At 69.8% G+C, this 20,638-nt stretch carries 25 protein-coding genes and 1 pseudogene; 9 read left to right on the plus strand and 17 right to left on the minus strand.

Translation table 11 applies throughout. The features are described 5' to 3' along the window. Nucleotides 1-4: 4 nt before the first annotated feature. From aroC to Mth01_RS18505, 3 genes are all read right to left on the minus strand, one after another. Entirely contained in the window at nt 5-1,183 is a 1,179-nt protein-coding gene (aroC, locus tag Mth01_RS18495) for a chorismate synthase (RefSeq protein WP_204017139.1), read from the minus strand. A gap of 78 nt (nt 1,184-1,261) precedes the next feature. Beyond that, entirely contained in the window at nt 1,262-1,927 is a 666-nt protein-coding gene (locus Mth01_RS18500) for a prepilin peptidase (RefSeq protein ID WP_204017140.1), read from the minus strand. Between the two features lie 10 nt (nt 1,928-1,937). Next, nucleotides 1,938-2,516, minus strand: coding sequence for an SseB family protein (locus Mth01_RS18505; RefSeq protein WP_204017141.1), 579 nt, complete (start codon nt 2,514-2,516; stop codon nt 1,938-1,940). Nucleotides 2,517-2,645: 129 nt separating this feature from the next. On the opposite strand from Mth01_RS18505, the gene Mth01_RS18510 reads away from it, so the two are divergent. Together Mth01_RS18510 and Mth01_RS18515 are read left to right on the plus strand one after the other, a co-directional pair. Further along, nucleotides 2,646-3,554 (plus strand): NAD(P)-dependent oxidoreductase, encoded by a 909-nt coding sequence (locus tag Mth01_RS18510; protein WP_239089792.1) that lies wholly within the window; start codon nt 2,646-2,648, stop codon nt 3,552-3,554. 225 nt (nt 3,555-3,779) lie between these two features. Continuing rightward, a complete protein-coding gene (locus Mth01_RS18515; RefSeq protein WP_204017142.1) occupies nt 3,780-4,226 on the plus strand; it encodes an ATP-binding protein in 447 nt (148 codons plus the stop codon). Between the two features lie 31 nt (nt 4,227-4,257). Here Mth01_RS18515 and Mth01_RS18520 read toward each other — a convergent pair whose 3' ends face one another. The 4 genes from Mth01_RS18520 to Mth01_RS18535 all read right to left on the minus strand — a co-directional run bounded on the left by Mth01_RS18520 (nt 4,258) and on the right by Mth01_RS18535 (nt 8,511). Then, entirely contained in the window at nt 4,258-5,238 is a 981-nt protein-coding gene (locus Mth01_RS18520) for an AraC family transcriptional regulator (RefSeq protein ID WP_204017143.1), read from the minus strand. Nucleotides 5,239-5,391: 153 nt separating this feature from the next. After that, nucleotides 5,392-6,261 (minus strand): AraC family transcriptional regulator, encoded by an 870-nt coding sequence (locus tag Mth01_RS18525; RefSeq protein WP_204017144.1) that lies wholly within the window; start codon nt 6,259-6,261, stop codon nt 5,392-5,394. 201 nt (nt 6,262-6,462) lie between these two features. Next, on the minus strand, nt 6,463-7,569 hold the full coding sequence (bar, locus tag Mth01_RS18530) for a barbiturase (protein ID WP_204017145.1): 1,107 nt from the start codon (nt 7,567-7,569) through the stop codon (nt 6,463-6,465). Further along, the gene (locus Mth01_RS18535; protein ID WP_239089793.1) at nt 7,570-8,511 is read right to left on the minus strand and encodes a carbamate kinase; all 942 of its coding nucleotides are present in this window, start codon (nt 8,509-8,511) and stop codon (nt 7,570-7,572) included. A gap of 143 nt (nt 8,512-8,654) precedes the next feature. Here Mth01_RS18535 and Mth01_RS18540 point away from each other — a divergent pair, with 143 nt between their 5' ends. Beyond that, nucleotides 8,655-8,996, plus strand: a complete 342-nt coding sequence (locus Mth01_RS18540; RefSeq protein ID WP_204017146.1) for a hypothetical protein — start codon at nt 8,655-8,657, stop codon at nt 8,994-8,996. Nucleotides 8,997-9,070: 74 nt separating this feature from the next. On the opposite strand, the gene Mth01_RS18545 is transcribed toward Mth01_RS18540, so the two are convergent. Beyond that, a complete protein-coding gene (locus Mth01_RS18545; RefSeq protein WP_204017147.1) occupies nt 9,071-9,274 on the minus strand; it encodes a type II toxin-antitoxin system Phd/YefM family antitoxin in 204 nt (67 codons plus the stop codon). Beyond that, nucleotides 9,271-10,275, minus strand: a complete 1,005-nt coding sequence (locus tag Mth01_RS18550) for a hypothetical protein (RefSeq protein WP_204017148.1) — start codon at nt 10,273-10,275, stop codon at nt 9,271-9,273. The genes Mth01_RS18545 and Mth01_RS18550 overlap by 4 nt, the downstream gene beginning before the upstream one ends. A gap of 510 nt (nt 10,276-10,785) precedes the next feature. Here Mth01_RS18550 and Mth01_RS18555 point away from each other — a divergent pair. Together Mth01_RS18555 and Mth01_RS18560 are read left to right on the plus strand one after the other, a co-directional pair. After that, the gene (locus Mth01_RS18555; RefSeq protein ID WP_204017194.1) at nt 10,786-11,004 is read left to right on the plus strand and encodes a hypothetical protein; all 219 of its coding nucleotides are present in this window, start codon (nt 10,786-10,788) and stop codon (nt 11,002-11,004) included. Next, nucleotides 11,001-11,420, plus strand: a complete 420-nt coding sequence (locus Mth01_RS18560; protein ID WP_204017149.1) for a DUF6907 domain-containing protein — start codon at nt 11,001-11,003, stop codon at nt 11,418-11,420. Before Mth01_RS18555 ends, Mth01_RS18560 begins: the two co-directional genes overlap by 4 nt. Before the next feature lie 36 nt (nt 11,421-11,456). On the opposite strand, the gene Mth01_RS29810 is transcribed toward Mth01_RS18560, so the two are convergent. From Mth01_RS29810 to Mth01_RS18580, 5 genes and pseudogenes are all read right to left on the minus strand, one after another. Continuing rightward, entirely contained in the window at nt 11,457-11,804 is a 348-nt protein-coding gene (locus tag Mth01_RS29810) for a hypothetical protein (RefSeq protein ID WP_407695957.1), read from the minus strand. 257 nt (nt 11,805-12,061) lie between these two features. Beyond that, nucleotides 12,062-12,259: pseudogene (locus Mth01_RS30420) on the minus strand (DUF433 domain-containing protein); the annotation flags it as partial. Further along, nucleotides 12,256-12,456, minus strand: coding sequence for a hypothetical protein (locus tag Mth01_RS18570; protein ID WP_204017151.1), 201 nt, complete (start codon nt 12,454-12,456; stop codon nt 12,256-12,258). The gene Mth01_RS18570 and the pseudogene Mth01_RS30420, both read right to left, overlap by 4 nt. Before the next feature lie 179 nt (nt 12,457-12,635). Beyond that, nucleotides 12,636-13,169: a carboxymuconolactone decarboxylase family protein gene (locus Mth01_RS18575; RefSeq protein ID WP_204017152.1), complete on the minus strand. Its 534-nt coding sequence runs from the start codon at nt 13,167-13,169 to the stop codon at nt 12,636-12,638. Next, the gene (locus Mth01_RS18580; RefSeq protein ID WP_204017153.1) at nt 13,169-13,723 is read right to left on the minus strand and encodes a peroxiredoxin; all 555 of its coding nucleotides are present in this window, start codon (nt 13,721-13,723) and stop codon (nt 13,169-13,171) included. The genes Mth01_RS18575 and Mth01_RS18580 overlap by 1 nt, the downstream gene beginning before the upstream one ends. Nucleotides 13,724-13,835: 112 nt before the next feature. Between Mth01_RS18580 and Mth01_RS18585 the strand changes: the two genes are divergently transcribed. Beyond that, a complete protein-coding gene (locus Mth01_RS18585; RefSeq protein WP_204017154.1) occupies nt 13,836-14,837 on the plus strand; it encodes a LysR substrate-binding domain-containing protein in 1,002 nt (333 codons plus the stop codon). 1 nt (nt 14,838) lies between these two features. On the opposite strand, the gene Mth01_RS18590 is transcribed toward Mth01_RS18585, so the two are convergent. Then, nucleotides 14,839-16,008 carry a pyridoxal phosphate-dependent aminotransferase gene (locus tag Mth01_RS18590; protein WP_275408979.1) on the minus strand — a complete coding sequence of 390 codons (1,170 nt, stop codon included), beginning with the start codon at nt 16,006-16,008 and terminating at the stop codon, nt 14,839-14,841. Between the two features lie 48 nt (nt 16,009-16,056). Here Mth01_RS18590 and Mth01_RS18595 point away from each other — a divergent pair, with 48 nt between their 5' ends. From Mth01_RS18595 to Mth01_RS18605, 3 genes are read left to right on the plus strand one after another with little or no spacing between them, the layout of a single operon-like run. Next, nucleotides 16,057-16,848, plus strand: a complete 792-nt coding sequence (locus Mth01_RS18595; protein WP_204017155.1) for a carbon-nitrogen hydrolase family protein — start codon at nt 16,057-16,059, stop codon at nt 16,846-16,848. 10 nt (nt 16,849-16,858) lie between these two features. Then, complete coding sequence (locus Mth01_RS18600; protein WP_239089795.1) at nt 16,859-17,317, plus strand: hypothetical protein; 459 nt, start codon at nt 16,859-16,861, stop codon at nt 17,315-17,317. Then, nucleotides 17,314-17,787, plus strand: coding sequence for a hypothetical protein (locus tag Mth01_RS18605; RefSeq protein ID WP_204017156.1), 474 nt, complete (start codon nt 17,314-17,316; stop codon nt 17,785-17,787). The genes Mth01_RS18600 and Mth01_RS18605 overlap by 4 nt, the downstream gene beginning before the upstream one ends. Here Mth01_RS18605 and Mth01_RS18610 read toward each other — a convergent pair. Together Mth01_RS18610 and Mth01_RS18615 are read right to left on the minus strand one after the other, a co-directional pair. Continuing rightward, nucleotides 17,754-19,271, minus strand: coding sequence for a carboxyl transferase domain-containing protein (locus tag Mth01_RS18610; RefSeq protein ID WP_204017157.1), 1,518 nt, complete (start codon nt 19,269-19,271; stop codon nt 17,754-17,756). The genes Mth01_RS18605 and Mth01_RS18610 overlap by 34 nt on opposite strands. Nucleotides 19,272-19,285: 14 nt before the next feature. Further along, nucleotides 19,286-20,533 (minus strand): CaiB/BaiF CoA transferase family protein, encoded by a 1,248-nt coding sequence (locus tag Mth01_RS18615; protein WP_239089796.1) that lies wholly within the window; start codon nt 20,531-20,533, stop codon nt 19,286-19,288. Nucleotides 20,534-20,638 lie beyond the last annotated feature (105 nt).

Raw genomic sequence — 20,638 nt, forward strand, 5'->3', positions numbered from 1 at the left:
TGTGTTATTTGATCACCAGGGATGACAGGTACCCCGCGAGGTTGCGCGCGACCTCCTCGACGGAGTCGCCGCCGAACTTCTCGACCGCGGCGTCGGCCAGCACCAGCGCCACCATCGCCTCGGCGACGATCCCGGCGGCCGGCACCGCGCAGACGTCGGACCGCTCATGGTGCGCCTTGGCCGGCTCCCCGGTCAGCACGTCGACCGTCGCCAGTGCGCGGGGCACGGTTGAGATCGGCTTCATCGCGGCGCTGACCCGAAGCGGCTCGCCATTGGTCATGCCGCCCTCGATCCCGCCGGCCCGGTTGGTGATCCGGCGCACACCCTCCGCGGTGTTCTCGATCTCGTCGTGGGCACGCGAGCCGGGGCGGCGCGCGGTCTCGAACCCGTCGCCGACCGCCACCCCCTTGATCGCCTGGACGCCCATCAACGCCGCGGCCAGGCGGGCGTCGAGCCGCCTGTCCCAATGGGTGTAGCTGCCCAGGCCCGGCGGCAGGCCGTACGCGATGACCTCGACCACCCCGCCCAGCGTGTCGCCGTCCTTGTGCGCCTTGTCGATCTCGGCGACCATCGCGGCGCTCGCGCCCGGATCCAGGCAGCGCACCGGGTCGGCGTCCACCGCGGCCATGTCGTCGGGGCCGGGAAGCACGTCGGGCGGGGCGCTCGCCTGTCCGATGGACACGACGTGGCTGACGATGTCGACGCCGATGGCCTGCTTGAGGAAGGCCCGCGCGACCTGGCCGAGCGCCACCCGGGCCGCGGTCTCCCGGGCGCTGGCCCGATCGAGGACCGGCCTGGCGTCGTCGAAGCCGTACTTCTGCATGCCGGCCAGATCGGCATGACCGGGCCGGGGGCGCGACCGCGGCGCGTTGCGCGCCTGCCCCTCCAGGACGGCGGGGTCCACCGGGTCGGCCGCCATCACGGTCTCCCACTTCGGCCACTCGGTGTTGCCGACACGGAGGGCCACCGGCGAGCCGAGCGTGCGGCCGTGCCGTACGCCTCCGGAGATCGTCACGACGTCCTGCTCGAACTTCATCCGCGCGCCCCGGCCGTAGCCGAGCCGCCGTCGGCGCAGCGCCTCATCGATCTGGGCGGTCGTCACCTCCACGCCCGCGGGCAGGCCTTCCAGGATCGCGAGAAGTTCGGGGCCGTGGGATTCCCCGGCGGTCAACCAGCGCAACATGGTGACAAGTCTTCCATGAGCGCCCGACTGCGCCGTCACCAGACACAGTGGTTGTGGACCAACGCCGCCGGCCCCGCTTCATTCGAGGGGCAGGGCCGCCGCCGCGAGTGCGGCCACGAGCATGAACGGCCCGAACGGGAACTCGGTCTTGCGCGTCCCCCGCCTGGTGACCAGCAGCCCCACCGCGTAGAGGGCGCCCAGAAGGAAGCCGCCCATCCCCGCCGCGACCGCCGTCCGCACGCCGAGCGCACCGGTCAGCAGGCCGATCAGCCCGGCCAGCTTGACGTCGCCGAGACCGATGCCGGTGGGACGTCCGAACCACATCACCGTGTAGAACGAGACGAGCACGCCCCCCGCCGAGATCGCGTCGAACCATCTTCCTGACGGCGCGAGCAGGGCCAGCAGCACCGGATAGGACGGCAGTGTGATCACATCCGGCAACCGCCAGGTCCGCCAGTCGATCACGGCGAGCGTGACGCCCACGACGGCCGCGTACAGCCAGGCCGCCGTGACCCAGCCGCCCGCGCCCGGGACCCGCCAGGCGACCAGGGCGGCCGCCACCGCCGTGGCGGCCTCCACCACGTACGGCCTTCGGGGCACCGGCGCGGTTCGCACGGCCGTGTCGAAGGCCTCCCGGAGCTCCCCGGGATGACCGGCCGGGCCGAACCCGGCTGCGAAAGCACGGACGTACGCCCCGGCGACCAGTCCCAACGCCGAGACACCCGCGACGACAAGGGGAGTCACGCCGCCGACACTAGCGGCGGCCCCACCCGCCCCACCAGCGTCTCTTGGAACGTTCGACAGTGCCGCCCGCCTCGATCCTGGCGACGGTCGCACCCGGTACGGCATGGGCGAGCCGGTCGAGCGCGGCGGGATCGCGTCTGGCCTCCTCGACGAGCGAAAGCGCCCGCAGCATGCCGCCCTCGATCACGAACGGGATCGGGCCCGCGACGTCGACGACCACGGCCGCGGCCTCCTCATGTCGTGCGGCCTGACAGACCTGGGGCGCCGTGGCCTGCACCGGGCGTGCGTCCGGCCGCCACTTCTTCATCGGATCGACCCCGGTGAACGCCAGCACCGCCTCCCTGCCGTCCCTGCCGACCAGCTTGGGGAGCGCCATCTCGCTCTCCTTCTCCTGGCGCAGGCCGTGTTCCCCCACCTCCGACTCGGTCAGCAGGGCGACCACCGGCACCAGCAGCCTGGTCTCGGCGAGGGCGGCCAGCACGTCGGCGGCCGTAGCCGTACCGGCCTGGAACCCGGTCAGCGCCGAGGCGACCGCCTCGTCGGCGCCGCCGTCGTCGTCTGGGCGCATGGGCTGCGGAATCACTGGCACGCCTGCCAATCCTAGTGCCGCCCCCCCGCACCCCCCTCGCCGCACCCGTGCACGAACGTTCAAGACAGGCGCCGTCCGCGCCGCGTACAACCGGGTCGACGCATCGGCTTCGCTGGAGGTGGGCGGCGCATGGACATGGTGGGGTTCATCGGGCTGGGAGTGATGGGCCGACCGATGGCCCTGAACCTGGTCCGGGCGGGCGTTCCGCTGATCGTGTGGAACCGTACGGCGTCACGCTGCGACCCGGTGGTCGCCGCGGGGGCCCGGCGCGCTGACGGCCCCGGCGAGGTGTTCGAGCGCTCCGAGGTGGTGCTGCTGATGCCGGCCGACGAGACGGCGATCGACGCCATCTTGGGCCGCGGGTCCGCGGAGTTCGCCTCCCGGGTGCGCGGCCGTACGGTCGTGCAGATGGGCACGATCGACGCGTCGTACTCTCTCGACCTGGCCGCGGAGATCGCGGCGGCCGGCGGTGACTACGTCGAGGCGCCGGTGTCGGGTTCACGCGGCCCGGCCGAGACCGGCGAACTGGTCGGGATGCTGGCCGGCGCCGATCGCGCGGTCGAGCGGGTCCGTCCGCTGCTGGCGCCCATGTGCGCGGAGGTGTTCGTCTGCGGCGCGGTGCCCTCGGCGCTGGTCATGAAGTTCGCGGTCAACCTGTTTTTGATCACAATGGTGACCGGGCTCGCCGAGGCCTTCCACTTCGCGGAGGAGAGCGGCCTGGACGCGACGCTGTTGGAACGGATCCTCGACGCGGGCCCCATGGCGTCGGCGGTCTCGCGGGTCAAGGCGCGCAAGCTGGTGCGGAGCGACTTCGAGGTGCAGGCCGCGATCGCCGACGTGTTGAAGAACAACCAGCTGATCGCGGACGCGGCCCGTGGCCGGGGGGTCGCCGCCCCGCTGCTGGACGCCTGTCACGCGCTGTTCGCCGAGACGCTCGACCTCGGACACGCCGGTGCGGACATGGCCGCGGTGATCCACGCGCTGCGGGCACGCACCGGCACCCGCCCACGTGACAGTCGCCGTTCGCTATCCGGATAACAGCCTCGCCGGGAGGATAGCTGATCGCCATGGGAATGGCTATCTTCCAATTCGGACAGTTTTTAAGACCGCGTGAATCAACCCGAGTGGCATCGCAGGACAACGGAGAAACGAGCATCGGCGGATCCGTTGAACGGTAACAGCGCGAACGGCGCGAAGGAATCGCTGGCCGCCAGTCCTTCTCCATGCGAGGCCTGTCTCCGGGTGACCGAGGAGCGCAGCACTATGACCTACCAGATCTTCGATGACTCCGCCGCCGTCGCCGCGATGCTGCAGATGGCGAATGTCTACACCTGTCCCGTGCCGCACATGCTTGGGGCAGCGGGGGTGGTGCGCCGCCGCGCACAGAACGTGCTCGCAGCCTGGGGGATTCCGGCCGCCGCCGCCCAGGAGGCCCTGCTGGTGATCTCTGAGCTGGTCACCAATGCCGTTCTGTACGGCCTGCCCCCTGCCGAGTTGCGGCTCTGCCTGCACCGCCAAGGTGTGCGCACGGTCGTGCGCGTCGAGGTCGCCAACGCTGGAGCAGGGCTGGCTTCCGCATGGCCGGACAGCGCTCCGCGCGCGCGTGACCGCGGGTGCGCCAACTCCGTCGTCAAGGCATTGGCCATCCGGGACGGCACCGACAGCCTTTCCGGCACGATCATCCGATGGGCGGAACTGCCGGCCTTCTGACGGTCGTCCGGCAGTCCTTCCCGGATTCGGGTCAACGGTACAGCGTCTCCGATGGGGTCTCTCCGAACCGCTGGCGATAGGCGAGGGAGAAGCGCCCCAGGTGTACGAACCCCCAGTGAAAGGCGATGTCGGTGACCGTGGAGGTTCTCGGAGCGCCGACGGTCAGCTCGGCGCGCACCCGGTCCAGGCGCACGTCCCGCAGGTAGGTCATCGGCGTGGCGCTCAGGTGGCGGCGGAACCCCTCCTGGAGCGCGCGGGCGCCCACTCCGACGGCCTCGGCGATGTCCGCGGTCGTGAGCGGCTCGGCGGCATGCGCCTCGATCAGGTCCAGGGCCCGCTTCACCGTGGGCGGCGCGACGCGTAGCTGTTCCCCCAGCAGAGCCGGGGTGTAATTGCTGGGCTGCGCCAGGAGAAGCTGCGTCATCAGCAGCTCTTCCAACTGTTTGAAGGCCAGCGGCTGAGCGAGCAAACCGCCGCCGCGCTCCGCCTCCCCGCGAAGCAGGTCCACGATCGACAACCAGGAACGCACGGAAGGCCGGAGCAGGTCCATGCCCAGCGAGAAGACGAGAGGGCGATGCACCTGCCGCCCGAGCATTCGGCCGAGGTGGGCTTCGAGCTCAGAGCGATCCAGCGTCGTGACGAGCTGACAGGTCCCAGCCGCCCAGCGCATGTATTTACCCACCTCCGGCGACAACACGGAGGCGCGCTGCGGGGTCGCCACGATGTGCTCCCGGTCGCGGGACACCTCGGCGATGCCGACCAGCGGAATCTCGACGAAGAAACAGCTGTCCGAGGTATCTGACGTGATCAGTACCTCCGCCCCGTAGCCGATGCAGTACAGGCCGATCCGGTCGAACGTCACCGCGTTCATGTAGGCGTCGAGCCGAGCCCCATGCTCAACCAGCCGCAGCCTGTGAGGAGAGAACACACTCCCGACTTTCGCGCAGGCCTCATCGATCTCGTGCGTGCGAAACCGCTCATACTCGGCGAGCGGCAGCAGCTGAGCGGCCACCTCACCCACCCCCTCAGCGTCGCGCGATCCGGCGGCCACCACATCAGGCGGACAGCGGCCGCATACCCATACCGGACCTGGCTCAACTCGCATGATAAGAGCCGCGACGAGGCGGGGTTGACGAAGGGGCACGCTCTCTTGTGTCCAATGGAGTCAGGATCGTCGGATAAGACGATGGCCATGGGCCGTACCGACCGCCGTTGCCCAGGCCGCGGGGGTCAGGCCGTATGCCCGCTTGAACATCCGGGTCAGGTGGGCCTGGTCGGCGAACCCGGCCATGACGGCGACATCGGACAGCCGCCGGCCGGTACGGATCAGCCGTCGAGCCATGTCGAGCTGTCGCATCGTGCGGAACCGGGTGGGGCTCGTGCCGAAGGCGGCACGGAACTGGCGGGCCACCGACCAGCGGTCCAGACCCGCCACGATCTCGAGTTCCTCGGCACGGTGACGCGTGGTGGGATCATCAGACAGCAGGGCGCGGACGCGCCGCACGGCCGTCATGTCCAGTGCGACCGGGCGACGGCGGGAGGGCGCCGCGTGGGTACGCAGCACATCTGCTATCGCCGTCGCCGTCTCGGCCGCCTCGACGTCGTCGAGCGGCTCGTCGATGTTGGTGAGGAATCCGGCCAGATGCGACGGCACCGCGTGGATCACCGGATCGGCCACGAAGGGCAGCGGCCCGCCGCCGAGGGCGTCCCGTACCAGGACCGGGTCCAGATAGATGATCCGGTAGCCGAAGCCGTCCTCGGTGCCTGCGGCGCCGTCGTGAAGCTCGTCGGGGTGCAGGACGTGCCATTCTCCGGGCAGGCAGTGACGCCGCTCGCCGCGATAGCGGAACGTCTGGACACCCGCCAGCGTGATGCCCACGGCGTAGGTGTCGTGCCGGTGCGGTGAGAACGCCTCCCCCACGAGCGCGGCCTCCAGCCGCTCGATGCCCGGGGCGCCACCACCGAGCCGGAAGCGATTCCCCCCCGACGGCAGGTGCCGCCGCAGCAGCTCAACTCCGCCCGCGTTGTCGCGCATGTTCGGCACACTACGGGTGACCGTCCAAGATTTCGATCGCTTGGCCAGGACGGGATATATGAGGATGAATCGACAGAGACTCCCCTCATCGCCCGAGCACCCGGTAATCGACCATGACGTTAGTGCTGCGGAAAAGGCGTTTTCACAGCACTAACGTCGTGATCGATTCGTTCCGACAGGCGGCGAACGCTGGTCGCGGCGTCAGGAGAGGTCGGCGATGGCGATGACCGGGCCGCCGCCGGAGGGGCCCTGGTGTACGGCCGCCACCGAGACGAACACCGCCGGGTCGCCGGTCACGCTCGCCACGACACCGCCGACGGTGGCCTTGATCTGCCGGTGCCAGTGCACGTCGGAGTCGTCGAGCATGATGTTGCGGCGGCCGCGCACCCGCCCGGACGGGTCGGCCTCGCACTTCAGGAAGAGGTTGACCAGTCGGCCGCCGAGATCGCTCGGGTGCGGCCGCTCGGGCAGTTCGATGCCCGCGTCGCGGATGGCCGCCCAGACGCCGTCGGTGTCGAGTGCGTCCTTCATGACCGAATGCCCGGCGCGGTACCGCCCGCCGATGCCGCGCACGTTGCCGACCACCACGATCTGCGCGCGGTCGAGCTCCACGCCGCTGGAGCACGAGGCGACCGACGAGAAGAGCGACAGGTCCTTGTGGATCTGCTCGGCCGTCGGCATCTCGATCTCGCCGAGCGCCACGGCGATGCCGAGGGCGGTGGTGGAGTTGGAGATGTCCATCGACTTGAGCGTGTCCTCGGTGACGACCGTCTGGCCGCGCTCCTTCGCGTCGGTGATGGTGGCGAGCGTGAGCAGCGGCGTCTTGGTCTGCACGTAGTGCACGTCGGCCGGGTCGTCGATGCCCGCGATCTTCATGGCCTCCCGCACTCCGGCGGCGACCTTCTCCACCATCGCGGGCCTGCCGATGTCCTCGGGCAGGATGACCTCGCTCATGGCCACGCCGACGCTCAGTCGCGGCTCGTCGGACTGTACGGCCTGGGCAGGGTCGATCGTCGCGAAGATCGTCGCGTGCGGGCTGAGCACGCCGTCGGTGCCGCCGGACCAGACGAGCGGCACCTGCGCCGCCTCTTCGGGCGTACGGGTGCCCTTGGCCACGAGAACCTCGCGGAAGGCGCGGTCGGCCAGGATCCGGGTGTAGTCGTTGACGCCGCCGTTGCCCTCGGTCTTGCCGATCACCGCCAGCACCCGGTCGGCCTCGATCACTCCGTCGTCGATGAGTCGTGCGAGTCCGGAAGCGTCGGTGACGCTCTCGATGGCGACTTTCCGTACCTCGATCGGATCCGGCATCTATTCCTCCACCCCTCTGGACACCCTTGTCCCGATATTTCCTGATAGGGCCTCGCCGATGTGTTCCAGCGAGGTGATCACCGCACGTTCCCCGCCCTGCTCGACGAACCGCAGCGCGGCTTCCACCTTGGGGCCCATGCTGCCGCTCGCGAAGTGCCCCGCGTCCTGCAACTCGCGCAACTCGCGCACGGTCACCGCCTCGACGGGCTTGGCGTCCGGGCCGCCGAACCCGACGACGGCATGCGGCACATCTGTCGCGATGACCAGGTCGGTCGCCCGTACGGCCCGCGCCAGAACATCGGCGGCGAGATCCTTGTCGATCACGGCCTCGACGCCGCGCAGCGTCCCATCGGGGTCGCGGACCACCGGCACTCCCCCGCCACCGGCGGCGACGACCGTGTAGCCCAGCTCCATCAGCGCGATGGCGGCCGGGGCGTCCAGCACCTCGACGGGATCCGGTGAGGCGACCACCCTGCGCCAGCCGCGTTCGAACCGCCGCCAGATCTGCCCCTGCTCCTCGAAACGCCGGGCCTCGTCCTCGTCGAAGTACCGCCCGATGGGTTTGGTCGGACGCTGGAACGCGGGGTCGTCCGCGTCGACCAGGGTCCTGGTCACGACCGTGGCGACCCGGGCCGGCTCGGGCGCCGGCGCCTGTTCGAGGGCGTTCATGATCAGGTTGCCGATCGTGCCCTGTGTCTGCGCCACGCACCAGTCCAGCGGGACCGGCGGCACCGTGTGAGCGGCGAGCTGGTTCTTCAGGATCAGGTTGCCGACCTGGGGACCGTTCCCGTGGGTGAGCACGACCTGGTGGCCCGCCGACATGAGCGCGGCGACATGGGTCATCGCGCGCCGGACGGCATGCCACTGATCCGCCGGTGCCGCGCTCCCGTCGGAGGTCGTCATGGCGTTGCCACCCAGCGCGATCAGCACGCGTTTGCCCACATCAGGCAAACTATCCAGCCCGCGGCACGCCTTCATTGGCGACATTCGCCCACCCCTCACCCGCCCCTGGGCAAGATTCACCAAGGTGATCGGTGGGAGGTCCGTACGCGTTGATCGCGAGACAGAATCGGAATATGCCCCCCGTGAACGAGCAGCCCGAGAAGCTGGAAGCCACCGAGTTGGGCGCCGCCTTCGCGGCCCGGCGCGAGCTCGGCCCGCAGTACGAGCTTGAACTCGCCGAGTCGCTCACCGACCGGATCAACGCGGTGATCGACAATCGGCTGGCCGCGCAGAAGGTACGGCGCCCGCCGCTGGACTGGGCCCAGATGACACTCGGCCTCGGCTCCCTCTCCCTGTCGATCCCCCTCGTCGCGATCACAGCTGGTACAGGCGGCGGCACCGCCGCCATGCTCCTCATCTTCGCCGTGGTGGCCATTGTCAATCTGGCCTACGTCCTCACCCGCGCACTCCACCGCCGCGACTGAGGGATGTGCCCAGAAGGGTTCACCCGGCTGTCACCAGAGGTAGTCATCCCGGGCGTTTCTCGTCGAGGTGATCATCATTCAACGAACTCATGTAGCGTGCCGCCGCCGTTCTCCAGCCGCTCGATCGCCATCATGAGACGACGAGCATTCGCCGGGCTGCGCAACAGGCAGGCCGCCTCCCGCCGCGATCGATCATCGTCCAGAGAGACGGTTACCACCGACTTGCGGCCAGTACCCGTGACCGCGACATCATCACGATCTTTCTCGGCGCGCGTCATGTACTGGCGGTGAGCCGGAGGGCGAGAAGCTCGCGGAACTCGCCGACGGCGGGGCGTTCTCGCTGTTCGCGCGGTACGGCACGGAGCACCCATCGGGCCGTCTCGGTCGTCATGGCGCTGCTGGCCTCGGGACGAATGTCACCCATCACCGTCGCGGCAAGGCGCACGCCCTCGTCTACGCCCCCGTTGAGGATCACGCACAGGGCCGTGTGCAACTGGATCATTGCCAGGTACTGGTTATCACGGGTCGATGCCAGCGCGACTTCGCGGGCCTGCAAGTGGGCGGACTCGTCGCCCGTGCCCGCGTAAATCATGCACTCCCCGTAGGCCAATTGGCCCGCGCGCCAGTAGCCCGGCATGATGCTGGCCCCCGGAGGATCGGCCGCCAGCAGGTCACGGGTGACGTCGAGTGCTCGCCGAGCCTCCTCGTGCCTGCTGAGCAGGGCGAATGCCTTGGCCTGAGAACACGTGGCCAGCGCCAGCCCCAGGGACGGCCGAGATCCGGCGATCTGCTGCGCGTTCTGAGTGAGTTGGAGAACGGCCTCCGGTGCGCGCTGGCCGTACAACCCGTGGCCGGTCTCCGTTGCCAGGACGCACAGCATGAGTTCGAGATCACCGGAGGCGTCGGCGGACTGGCGGGCCGTACGCCACCAGCGCAGGGCGGCTCCGTGCTCGCCGAGCCGGGTCAGCGCGTTGGCGTGGACGGTCGCGAGCGCGGCCGTGACCCGCTGCAGCTCGGTCACGTCGGCGGGCGTGGCCGTCTCGATCTGCCGCCGTAGGGCCATCAGGTCGATGAGGAGATCGGCCGCGACCTGCGCGGGAGGGCGAGTCCGCAGCGCGTACAGGTGATCGGCACAGGCGAGGTTCCAGTCCTCGTTGCTACGGGGCTCGCCGTTCATGGCCAGGTCGAAAAGGCGGCGCACCGGCTCGTCCCCAGGACTGATCGCCCCGAAGCCGATGCCGGCGACGGCCATCTGGAGCAGGCGACGACGCTCCATCATGTCACTCTCGTCACGATTTGAGGTTTCGGTCTTGGCCACGGCCTGGAGCCGCGCCAATTCGGCCACTGCCCGATGAAGCGCGATGAGGAATCCGTCCGCCCGGAGGAAGCCGTCCAAGCGCTGCACCGAATCGGCATGAGGCAGACATTCCCCGCGTTCCCACCGGGCAATCCTCGACCAATCGGTATGAGTTTCTCGACCCACCTCGACCAGGGGAATCTCACCACGACTCCGGCGCAGCGCGAACCCGAACAGGTGCAACGGCGATGCGCTCGGGTCCACCGGGTTGGGTTTACGCGACATGCTGTGCTGCTCCAATTGGCGTTGTTGGCTTGCGCATTCCGGCCAGGTGAAACCGCTTCAGCGGTCTTTGATCCACCGTCAGTATGAACCTGAAAACGCCCAGCGTCCTGGAAATAAGGACGGCAACAAACCCCGGAAACAGCGGGACCCGCAGGCGCTGCCCACGCCGTACGGGCCCCTTGATCAGGAAGTGAGGTTTCCTGACCCGTGTCAAACGATAAAGCCACCGAGCCCGCTACGGCGTTCGCCGGGTGGCGGATCATGCGGAGCGACGTCGGACGCCTGTGGGCCAGCCGCGAGCAGCCGTTCCCCCCGGCGGCCGAGCAGGCGGGCGCCTACCGTACGGTCGACGGCGACGACCTCCGCGAACTGTGCCGCGCCATCGCCGAGCAGGAGAGCCTGGCCGAGCTGGCGGTGACCCAGTGACCGCGAACGACGTCAGGAGCCAGGCCGGAAACGACGCCGACGCTCACGGCACAAGCGGCGGCGGCGAACTCGTGGACGGCCCCGCCCCGGGCAACCGTGCAAAGCGGCCTCTCTCCAACCAGTCGTGCCCGCCCTGGTGTATGGAAGCCCACATCGACGAGCACCCCGGCGAGCGCATCCACAACGCCTGGATCCGGGCCGTCGACCTGAACGCCCTCCCCCTCCCCGGGCCTCCACAGCAACTGTGGCTCGACCTGTTCCTCGGCCCCGGAGACAAAGACCCGCGCGTCCACGTGCAGATCGACGACCGCTTCATCGCCGAGCTGACGGTGGCCGAAGCACGGGCCATCGGAACCCACCTCATCGGGATGGCCGCCCTCGGCGTCATGGAGATCCCCCCGACCTCGCCCGCCTGACGACCCCGTGCGGCCGCATCCCACCCAACGGCCCGTCTACCGGACAGCCCCTAACGGCAGGCGGGCCACGGCATGCAACTCGGGCGTCTGCTTCACCGGATACCTCTGGAGCCGAGTAGACGTCACTGACTGCCCCGCCAGCTCGTCGAGCGCAGCCGCTGCTGCCTCCATGTCGTCCGCGTCGTACGGCGCCGCGGGATCACGCCCCTTCGGCGGGCGGCTCCACAGCAGGAACGCCACGCCGTACTCACCGCCGCGATTGCACCGCCCCGCGCGCTGCACGATTGAGCTCCATGGCGCGACCTCGGTGAACAGCGTCCGGGACGTAATATCCACCCCCGCCGGCTCCACTGGCGCGTGGACACTCGGAGGGTGTCCACACACCCAATGGAAGTCGCATCTACCGCAGACCAACCATGACCGGCCAAGCAGTACGAGATAGAGATCGCGAAACTGTTGTACGTCCTCGGCGGCCAGATCGTGAACCTGCCGACCCCGAGGTACGGGCTCATCAAACGAAGCGGTTGAGGGGAGACCGCGACATCAGAGGCCGTTGGAGATTCTGATCGAGCAGGACCTTCACACGCTCTCCGCCTGCGGGAGTAGATCTCACGCTGGATCAGGGAGAGGGCATAGCCGAGTGCCTGGCGGATGTCTTCGGGCTCGATGAAAGGGAACTCTTCGATGATGCGCTCGTCGTCCCAGCCGTTGACGTGCAGTTCCACCAGGTGCTCAGCTGTGAACCGGTACCCCCGGATACAGGGCTGGCCGCCCATCTTGCCCGGTTCCACGGTCAGGCGATCGAACCCAGGTACTGTCTGCGTCACGTGGGACGTCATTGAGCGAGGCGGTTGAGAAGGGACTGCCAGCGGTGGGAGGCTTCCACTGCCAGCTGATGGACCTCCTCGTCGCCGTCTGCACGGGCAAGGTACTCGCCGATCGCGGTAACGACGATCTCCGGCACGCTGCGGCCTTCTATCTCGGCCCGGCGATAGAGAGCCCTGGTCAGCTCGTGAGTCAGGTGAATGGTCATCATCCTCACACCACCTCCATGCTCGTGCAGGACAAGTCACGGAGAGCATATGGGTCCACACACGGCGTTGGCGGAGGTTTGACTGGTGGGAGAACGCTCAGACCACGGCCGCACAGTCGCCCTTCAAAGAAACGGAGGCGCCCGGTTGGGGCGCCCCCGTTGGTGTGTCTCGTGAACCTGGATCAGACCGTGGCCAGGGCGGTCTCGGCCTCGAGGGTCGTGGCGACGGCGTTGACGACCGCCGCGATCTTGATGGCCTCCTGGACCTGCTCACGGGACAGGCCCGCGGAGCGGACGACCTTCTCGTGGGACTCCAGGCACTGGCCGCAGCCGCCGATCGCGCTGACGGCGAGGCTCCACAGCTCGAAGTCGAGCTTGTCCACGCCCGGGTTGCCGATGACGGTCATCCGCAGCCTGGCCGGCATCGTGGCGTACTCGCCACCGATCAGGTGGGCCGAGCGGTAGTAGACGTTGTTCATCGCCATGATGCTCGCCGCGGCCTTGGCCGCAGTGTGCGCCTCGGCCGACAGGTGGTCGGCCGCCTCGTTCGACACCTCGGCGATCACCGGCTGGGACTTCGTCGCGACCGCCGTGGCGAGCAGCGTCCCCCACAGCTGCTGCTCGCTCAGCGACGAGGTGGTGACGAGCGATCCCAGGTTGAGCTTGATGTCCTTGGCGTACCCGGGCAGGGCGCCCTTGAGGTTGTCGATGGACATCAGGCGCCCGCCAGCAGCTTCTGGGCGTCGAGCGTCTCCTCACCCTTGTTCCAGTTGCACGGGCAGAGCTCGTCGGACTGGAGGGCGTCGAGGACCCGCAGGACCTCCTTCACGTTCCGGCCCACCGAACCGGCCGTGACCATGGTGAACTGGATCTCGTTGTTCGGGTCGACGATGAAGGTGGCGCGCTGGGCGACGCCGTCCTCGCCGAGGACGCCCAGCTCCGACGTCAGCTCGCGCTTGATGTCGGACAGCATCGGGAACGGCAGCTCGCGCAGGTCGGGGTGGTTCTTGCGCCAGGCGTGGTGAACATATTCGGAGTCGACGGAGACGCCGAGCACCTGGGCGTCGCGGTCGGCGAACTCCTCGTTCAGCCGCCCGAACTCGGCGATCTCGGTCGGACAGACGAAGGTGAAGTCCTTCGGCCAGAAGAAGACGACGCGCCACTTGCCGTCGTAGGTCTTGTGGTTGATCGTCTCGAACGCCTTATCAGAGTCGAGCGAGACACAGGCGGTGAGCTCGTACTCGGGGAACCGGTCACCCACGGTAAGCATATGAATCCCCCCTCCTCTGGGACATTTTCATCCCAGACGCCGGATTTGTCCCCTTCAGATTGCCGGAACTACCATTGATATGAGAAATCGAGCAGTTGGACCAATCTGAGAGGTGATCCCTATCAGTGAACCGCTCCCGACCATAGCCCAGCTGCGGGCGTTCCTGGCCGTGGCCGAGCATCTGCACTTCAGGGAGGCCGCTTCGGCCCTCCGCATGAGCCAGCCCGCCCTGTCCAGCGCGGTCGCCGCTCTGGAGGAGACCCTGCAGACCCGGCTGCTGGAGCGGACCACCAGGAAGGTGCTGCTCACGCCCGCCGGCAGGCGGGTGAGCGTGCACGCGGCCCGGGTCCTCGCCGATCTCGACGACCTGGTCGCCGATGTCGCCCGGACGCGGGAGCCGTTCAGCGGGCCGACCCACCTGGGCGTCATCCCGACCGTGGCACCCTACCTGCTGCCGCTGCTGCTGCCGATGTTCGCCAGGCGTTTCCCCCGCCTGAAGCTGATCGTCCAGGAGGCCAAGACCGAGACGCTCCTGGCGGAGGTGCGCGAAGGCCGGCTGGACATGGCGGTGCTCGCGCTGCCCACGGACGTGACCGGCCTGGCCGAGGAACCCCTCTACGACGAGGACTTCCTGCTCGCCCTGCCCTGCGATCACCCGCTTGCGCGGGACGACGCGCCGCTGAGCCGGGACGCGCTGCAGGGGCTGGACATCGTGCTGCTCAACCAGGGTCACTGCCTGCGCGAGCAGGCCATCGACGTGTGCCGCGAGGTGGGCGTGCGGACCACGATGACGACGTACGCCACCAGCCTGCCGACACTGATCCAGCTCGTCTCCGGCGGTCTCGGCGTGACGCTCATCCCCGAGCTGGCGGCCCACGCGGAGATCGGTAAACCCCTCGGGCTGGCGCTGCGCCGCTTCGAGCGGCCGCCCGGCCGCCGGATCGGCCTGACCTACCGTGCCACCTCTCCCAGGGACGGGGAGTACGGCGAGCTCGCGGCCGCCATCCGTCTGGCGATCCAGGCCGAGCGCCTGCCGGTCCGCATCGTCGGGGAGGTCGTCACCGAGGGCGCCGACTGCGCGGCGTTGCCGCACGAGAGTTCCTTTACAAGGTAGATCAACCGCCGAGGCGGCGCAGGCGGGTGACGGCCTCGCCGATGACCTCGTCCTTCTTGCAGAACGCGAACCTCAGGAAGTGCCGGCCGCGGGAGACGTTGTCGTAGAAGGCCTGGGTGGGGATGGCGACGACCCCGGCGAGCTCGGGCAGCCGCCGCGCCAGCTCCAGTCCGTCGTCGAAACCGAGCGGCCGGATGTCGGTCTGCACGAAATAGGTGCCGGCCGGGCGGAGCACCCCGAAGCCGGCCGACTCCAGACCGGTGATCAGCCGGTCCCGCTTGGCCTGCAGATCGGCCCGCAGCCCGTTGACCCAGTCCATCTCCTCGCGCAGGCCGTACGCCACCGCGAGCTGCCAGGGGGCGGCGGCGGTGAAGGTGAGGAACTGCTTGACCGCCTGCACGGCGGCGACCAGCGGCGCCGGAGCGCAGATCCAGCCGGTCTTCCAGCCCGTCACGCTGAACGACTTGCCCGCCGACGAAATCATGACGGTCCGCTCGCGCATGCCGGGCAGCGTGGCGAGCGGAACGTGCTCGACACCGTCGAAGGTCAGGTGCTCGTAGACCTCGTCGCTGATCGCGACCAGGTCGCGTTCCCGGCAGACCTCGGCGATGGCCTCCAGTTCCTGCCGGTTGAACACCGTTCCCGTCGGGTTGTGCGGTGAGTTGACCAGGACCGCCCGGGTACGCGGACCGACCGCCGCCGCCAGCTCCGCCGGGTCGAACGTGAACCGCCCGGCGTCCACGCGCAGCGTCACGGGCCGGCGTACGGCGCCCGCCAGCGCGACCGCGGCGGCGTAGGAGTCGTAGTAGGGCTCGAAGACGATGACCTCGTCCCCCGGCTCGCACAGGGCGAGCACGGCGGCGGCGATCGCCTCGGTGGCCCCGACCGTGACCAGCACCTCTCCGTCGGGGTCGTAGGCCAGGCCGTACCACTTCTCGCGGTGCTCGGCGACCGCCCGGCGCAGCTCGGGGACGCCGGGGCCGGGCGGGTACTGGTTGAATCCGTCGCGGACGGCCTCCACTGCGCGTTCCAGCATCCGCGCGGGTCCGTCGGTGTCCGGGAAACCCTGGCCGAGGTTGATCGAACCGGTCTCCACGGCCAGCTTGGTCATCGTCGCGAAGACGGTCGTGCCGAACTCGCGCATCCGCCGTACCAGAGGCTCGTCGCTCACGTGGGCCAGAGTATCGGCGGCGGCGACATAACCGGCACACTGTGAGGCATGACCCGTGTAGCGCTCTGCCAGATCCCGGTCGTCCGCGAGCCGAAGACGAACCTCGAGACCGCCCGTGACGCCCTCGCCCGCGCCGCCGAGCAGGGCGCGGAGCTGGCCGTGTTCCCCGAGGCGACGCTGACGCGGTTCGGCGGCGGCGTGACCGAGACCGCCGAGCCGCTGGACGGTCCGTTCGTGTCGGGGCTCGCCGACGCGGCACGCGAACACGGCATCGCGGTCATCGCGGGCGTTTTCGAGCCGTCGGGGGACGGCAGGGTGTTCAACACGGCCGTCGCCCTCGACGCCGGCGGCCGGCTCGCCGCGGCCTACCGGAAGATCCACCTGTTCGACTCGTTCGGCGCCCGCGAGTCCGAGCTGGTCGCGCCCGGGGACGTCCCGGCCGTGGTCGAGCTGGCCGGGCTGCGGATCGGCCTGATCACCTGCTACGACGTGCGCTTCCCCGAGCTGGCGCGCGCGCTGGTCGACCGGGGCGCCGACGCGTTCGCGGTCATCGCCGCCTGGGGCGGCGGGCCGATGAAGGAGGAGCACTGGGTCACCCTGATCAGGGCCAGGGCCATCGAGAACACCACGTGGACGATCGCGGTCGGCCAGGCGCCCACCCCCTCGGCCAAGGACGGGTTCGGCGTGGGCCGCAGCATGCTGGTCGACCCGATGGGGGTCGTACGGCACGACCTCGGCCCCGGCCACGCCGTACAGGTCGGGGAGATCGACCCCGCGGTCACAGCGAGCACGCGGGCGACCCTTCCGTGTCTGGACCACCGGAAGCTCAACAAATCGTAAACTGATCCCCATGAGTGAGCCAGAAGGCCGGAACCGGATGCTGAAGGTGATCCCGCCGAGGCTGCTCGTGCCGTATCTGTCGGGCCGGCGGACGATCATCTCGGGGTACGTCTACCGCGAGCAGGACTGCGCGCGCCTCACCAGCCCGGCCGCCCTCGTCGAGGCGCTCGACCTGGGCTTCGACGGTTCGGAGCTGACCCCGGAAGTGCCCGAGCTGTACGTCATGCGGTGGTGCGCGCGGGACATCGACACCTACGTCGTGCCGTACGGCGAGCAGATGGGCGGGGATTGGAGCGATGCACCGCCGTTCACGGGCAACGGATTCACCACCTCGCGCGAGCACGTGGTGCCGCAGTTCCACACGATGCCGATGCCGATCCCGGCGGAAGCCGAGATCGTGCACCTGACCGGCTCCGGCGAGCGCCGGTTCGCCGACTACGACGGGCTCACCTGGCGGCCGGCCGCATGACCGGGACCGAGCGGGTCGAACCCGCGGGGCTGGGCTTCATCGCCGGCTACCGGAACCGGACCTTCGCCGCGGCGATCGGGCCCGGCGGCGACGACGTGGTGCTGTTCAGCGAATCGGCGGAGGACGGCTTCACCCGCGCCGGGAGTTACTGGCGGCTGCGGGTGCAGCGGGCCGATCTGGAGTCGCTGACCCTGCTGCGCACGGTCGGCGCGTTCGGCGGCGAGCCGTGCCTGGTGCTCGACGAGGACGACGGCGACGGTGAGGGCGAGGAGGGCGGCCTGCACATCGCCTACCTCGGGCACAGCGGCACCCGGGCCGAGAACCTCGGCTACTGGCTCATCGACCACGGGGCCTACGAGGTCGTGGTGCCGCGCGAGGAGGTCCAGGCGATCCGCGTCGAACGCGTACCCGTGCCGACGACGCCGGCGAGCGGCGATCAGGAACTGGGTGACGAGCCCAGCGATCGGTAGCGGGCGAACCGGGCGGCGACGCGTTCCCGCGCCGGCTGCCCGAGCAGACCGATGATCTCGTATTCGAGCGTCCTGGCCACCCGGCGGCAGAACTCCTCCGGCTCGACGGCCGCGTCCGGGCATTCCGGAACGATCCGGTCGACGATGCCGTCTCGCCTGAGGTCGGCCGCCCGCACGCCCTGGGCCGCGGCGATCCGCGGGGCGAAGTCCGTGGTCCGATGCATGATCGCCGAGGCGCCCTCGGGCGGGAGCGGGGACAGCCAGCCGTGCTGCGCGCAGACGACCCGGTCGGCGGGCAGCAGGGCCAGGGCGGCGCCGCCCGCGCCCTCCCCGAGCAGGAGGCAGACCGTGGGCGCTTCGAGCATGACCAGGTCGGCCAGCGAGCGGGCGATCTCGGCGGCCAGGCCCCCCTCCTCGGCCGCCTTCGACAGCGCCGCACCCGGCGTGTCGATGACCGTCACCAGCGGGAGGCCCAACTCGGCGGCCAGGCGCATGCCGCGCCGGGCGACCCGCAGCCCGGCCGGGCCGAGCGGGCCCGCCACGCGCTGGCGCCCCCAGTCCTGGCCGAGCACGACGGCCGGAGCCGTACCGAACCGGGCGAGCGCGAGCAGCAGGCCGGGGTCCTCCTCGCCGGTCCCGGTGCCGTGCAGCGGGGTGACGTCGTGGGCGGCGAGCTTGAGCAGGGCCCGCACCCCGGGCCGGTCGTCGCGGCGCGACCGGGTGATCGCCTCCCAGGCCGGCACGTCGGCGTCCGCCTCCTCCGGCTCCGGGCCCCGATCCAGCTCGCTTGTGGGCGCGCACAGCACGGCGAGCGCCCGGATGGCCACCTCGCGGGCGTCCTCCGCCGACACCACCGCGTCCACGAGGCCGTTGGCGAACAGGTTCTCCGCGACCTGCACGCCCTCGGGGAACGGGTACCCGTACAGCGCCTCGAACACCCGAGGCCCGAGGAAGCCGATCAGCGCGCCGGGTTCGGCCGCCGTGACGTGGCCGAGCGAGCCCCACGAGGCGAACACCCCGCCGGTGGTCGGGTGGCGCAGATACACGACGTACGGCAGGCCGGCGGCGCGGTGGGCGGCCACCGCGGCGGTGATCTTCACCATCTGGGCGAAGGCCAGCGCGCCCTCCTGCATGCGGGTGCCGCCGCTGGCCGGCGCGGCCAGCAGCGGCAGCCGTTCGGCGGTGGCCCGCTCGACGGCCCTGACCAGCCGTTCGGCCGCCACCACCCCGATCGAGCCGGCCAGGAAGGAGAACTCGCAGGCCACGATCGCGACCCGGCGGCCGTCCAGCGTCCCCTCCCCGGTGATCACCGATTCGTCGTAACCGGTCCTGTCCCGGGCCGCCGCCAGTTCCTTCGCGTACGGCGAGCCGGGGGCGGCCCGGTCCACGGGCGGCTCGTCCCACGACTGCCACGAACCGGCGTCGAGGACCCGGGAGATCAGGGTGCGGGCATCCGGCCGATTCCCCCTTTCCGTACGGTTCATCCTCTCTGGCCGATTCACTCCCTGCGACCTTCCTCCGTCTGCTCCCGCTCGCGCAGCCAGTCGAGCACGGCGTCGTTGTCCTGACCCAGGGCGGGAGGCGGCGTGTGACGATGCGGGTCCTCGCCATTGGACCCTTCCGGGGTCTCGAAGCCGTCCGGGGTCTCGAAGCCGTCCGGGGTCTCGAAGCCGTCCGGGGTCTCGAAGCGCAGCGGCGGGCCGGGAAGCTCGATCGGGCCGAGGACCGGATGGTCGACGGTCACCAGCAGGCCCTGGGAACGCACCTGGTCCCAGGCGTACACCTCGTCGATCGACCGGATCGCGCCCGCCGGCACGCCCAGCTCGCCGAGTGCGGCCAGCCAGTGCGCCCGGCCGTGCACCGCCAGCGCCTTCTCCATGTCCGCGATCAACTCGTCCCGATACGCGAACCGATCCCGATTCGTCGTATATTTCGTGATTTCAGGGTCGATGTCCAACAGCGTGGCCACCTTGCGCCACTGACCCTCGTTGGCCACCGCGATCTGGATCATCCCGTCGGCGCAGCGGAAGGCTCCGTACGGGGCGATCGACGCGTGATGGTTGCCACCCGCCCCGGGCACCCTGCCGCCGACCGTCCAGGCCGTGCCGTGATAGGAGTGCACCCCGACCACGGAGGCGAGCAGCGACGTCCGCACGACCCTGCCCCGTCCCGTCCGCTCGCGCTCGTACAACGCGGCGACCACGCCGTAGGCGCCGTGAATGCCGGCCAGCAGGTCGGCGATCGAGGCGCCCACCCGGTACGGCTCGTCCCGCGACGGCCCGGTCAGCGACATCAGGCCCGCCTCCCCCTGGGCGATCTGGTCGTACCCCGGCCGGCCGCCCTCCGGACCGTCATGACCGAAACCCGTGATCGACAAAATCACCAGGCGCGGGTTCAGCTCGTGCAGCCGCCCGAACGACAGACCCAGGCGGTCCAGCACCCCCGTACGGAAGTTCTCGATCAGCACATCGCTCTGCCGGACCAGCCGCTCGATCAGCTCACGGCCCTCATCGGACTTCATGTCGACCGTGATGGACCGCTTGTTACGGTTGGCCGCAAGGAAATAGGTGGAAATTTCCTGATCGGGGCCGACGAACGGCGGCCCCCACCCCCGCGACTCGTCCCCCGACGGATGCTCCACCTTGATCACATGGGCGCCCAGGTCCCCGAGCATCTGCGCCCCGTGCGGCCCGGCCAGCGCCCGGGAAAGATCCAGAACGACGATGCCGCTGAGGGGTCCCTGCACGTTCAGCCTCCAGAGTGTCGTGCCACGGAGAGCCTGTTCCGGCCTCCATGTCACAGCCTGGCAGGTCGCCCGCGGTCTCGACAGCCCCGCGACGTGCCAAGGAGC

This window comes from Sphaerimonospora thailandensis (genome assembly GCF_016863115.1).
Classification (GTDB): Bacteria; Actinomycetota; Actinomycetes; order Streptosporangiales; family Streptosporangiaceae; genus Sphaerimonospora; species Sphaerimonospora cavernae.

Bases quoted from the DNA above. Each gene is read 5' to 3' on its own strand.
- aroC (WP_204017139.1), bottom strand. From the start codon at position 1,183: ATGTTGCGCTGGTTGACCGCCGGGGAATCCCACGGCCCCGAACTTCTC.
- Mth01_RS18510 (WP_239089792.1), top strand. From the start codon at position 2,646: ATGGACATGGTGGGGTTCATCGGGCTGGGAGTGATGGGCCGACCGATG.
- Mth01_RS18515 (WP_204017142.1), top strand. From the start codon at position 3,780: ATGACCTACCAGATCTTCGATGACTCCGCCGCCGTCGCCGCGATGCTG.
- Mth01_RS18525 (WP_204017144.1), bottom strand. From the start codon at position 6,261: ATGCGCGACAACGCGGGCGGAGTTGAGCTGCTGCGGCGGCACCTGCCG.
- bar (WP_204017145.1), bottom strand. From the start codon at position 7,569: ATGCCGGATCCGATCGAGGTACGGAAAGTCGCCATCGAGAGCGTCACC.
- Mth01_RS18545 (WP_204017147.1), bottom strand. From the start codon at position 9,274: ATGACGCGCGCCGAGAAAGATCGTGATGATGTCGCGGTCACGGGTACT.
- Mth01_RS18550 (WP_204017148.1), bottom strand. From the start codon at position 10,275: ATGATGGAGCGTCGTCGCCTGCTCCAGATGGCCGTCGCCGGCATCGGC.
- Mth01_RS18570 (WP_204017151.1), bottom strand. From the start codon at position 12,456: ATGATGACCATTCACCTGACTCACGAGCTGACCAGGGCTCTCTATCGC.
- Mth01_RS18575 (WP_204017152.1), bottom strand. From the start codon at position 13,169: ATGTCCATCGACAACCTCAAGGGCGCCCTGCCCGGGTACGCCAAGGAC.
- Mth01_RS18580 (WP_204017153.1), bottom strand. From the start codon at position 13,723: ATGCTTACCGTGGGTGACCGGTTCCCCGAGTACGAGCTCACCGCCTGT.
- Mth01_RS18595 (WP_204017155.1), top strand. From the start codon at position 16,057: ATGACCCGTGTAGCGCTCTGCCAGATCCCGGTCGTCCGCGAGCCGAAG.
- Mth01_RS18600 (WP_239089795.1), top strand. From the start codon at position 16,859: ATGAGTGAGCCAGAAGGCCGGAACCGGATGCTGAAGGTGATCCCGCCG.
- Mth01_RS18605 (WP_204017156.1), top strand. From the start codon at position 17,314: ATGACCGGGACCGAGCGGGTCGAACCCGCGGGGCTGGGCTTCATCGCC.
- Mth01_RS18610 (WP_204017157.1), bottom strand. From the start codon at position 19,271: ATGAACCGTACGGAAAGGGGGAATCGGCCGGATGCCCGCACCCTGATC.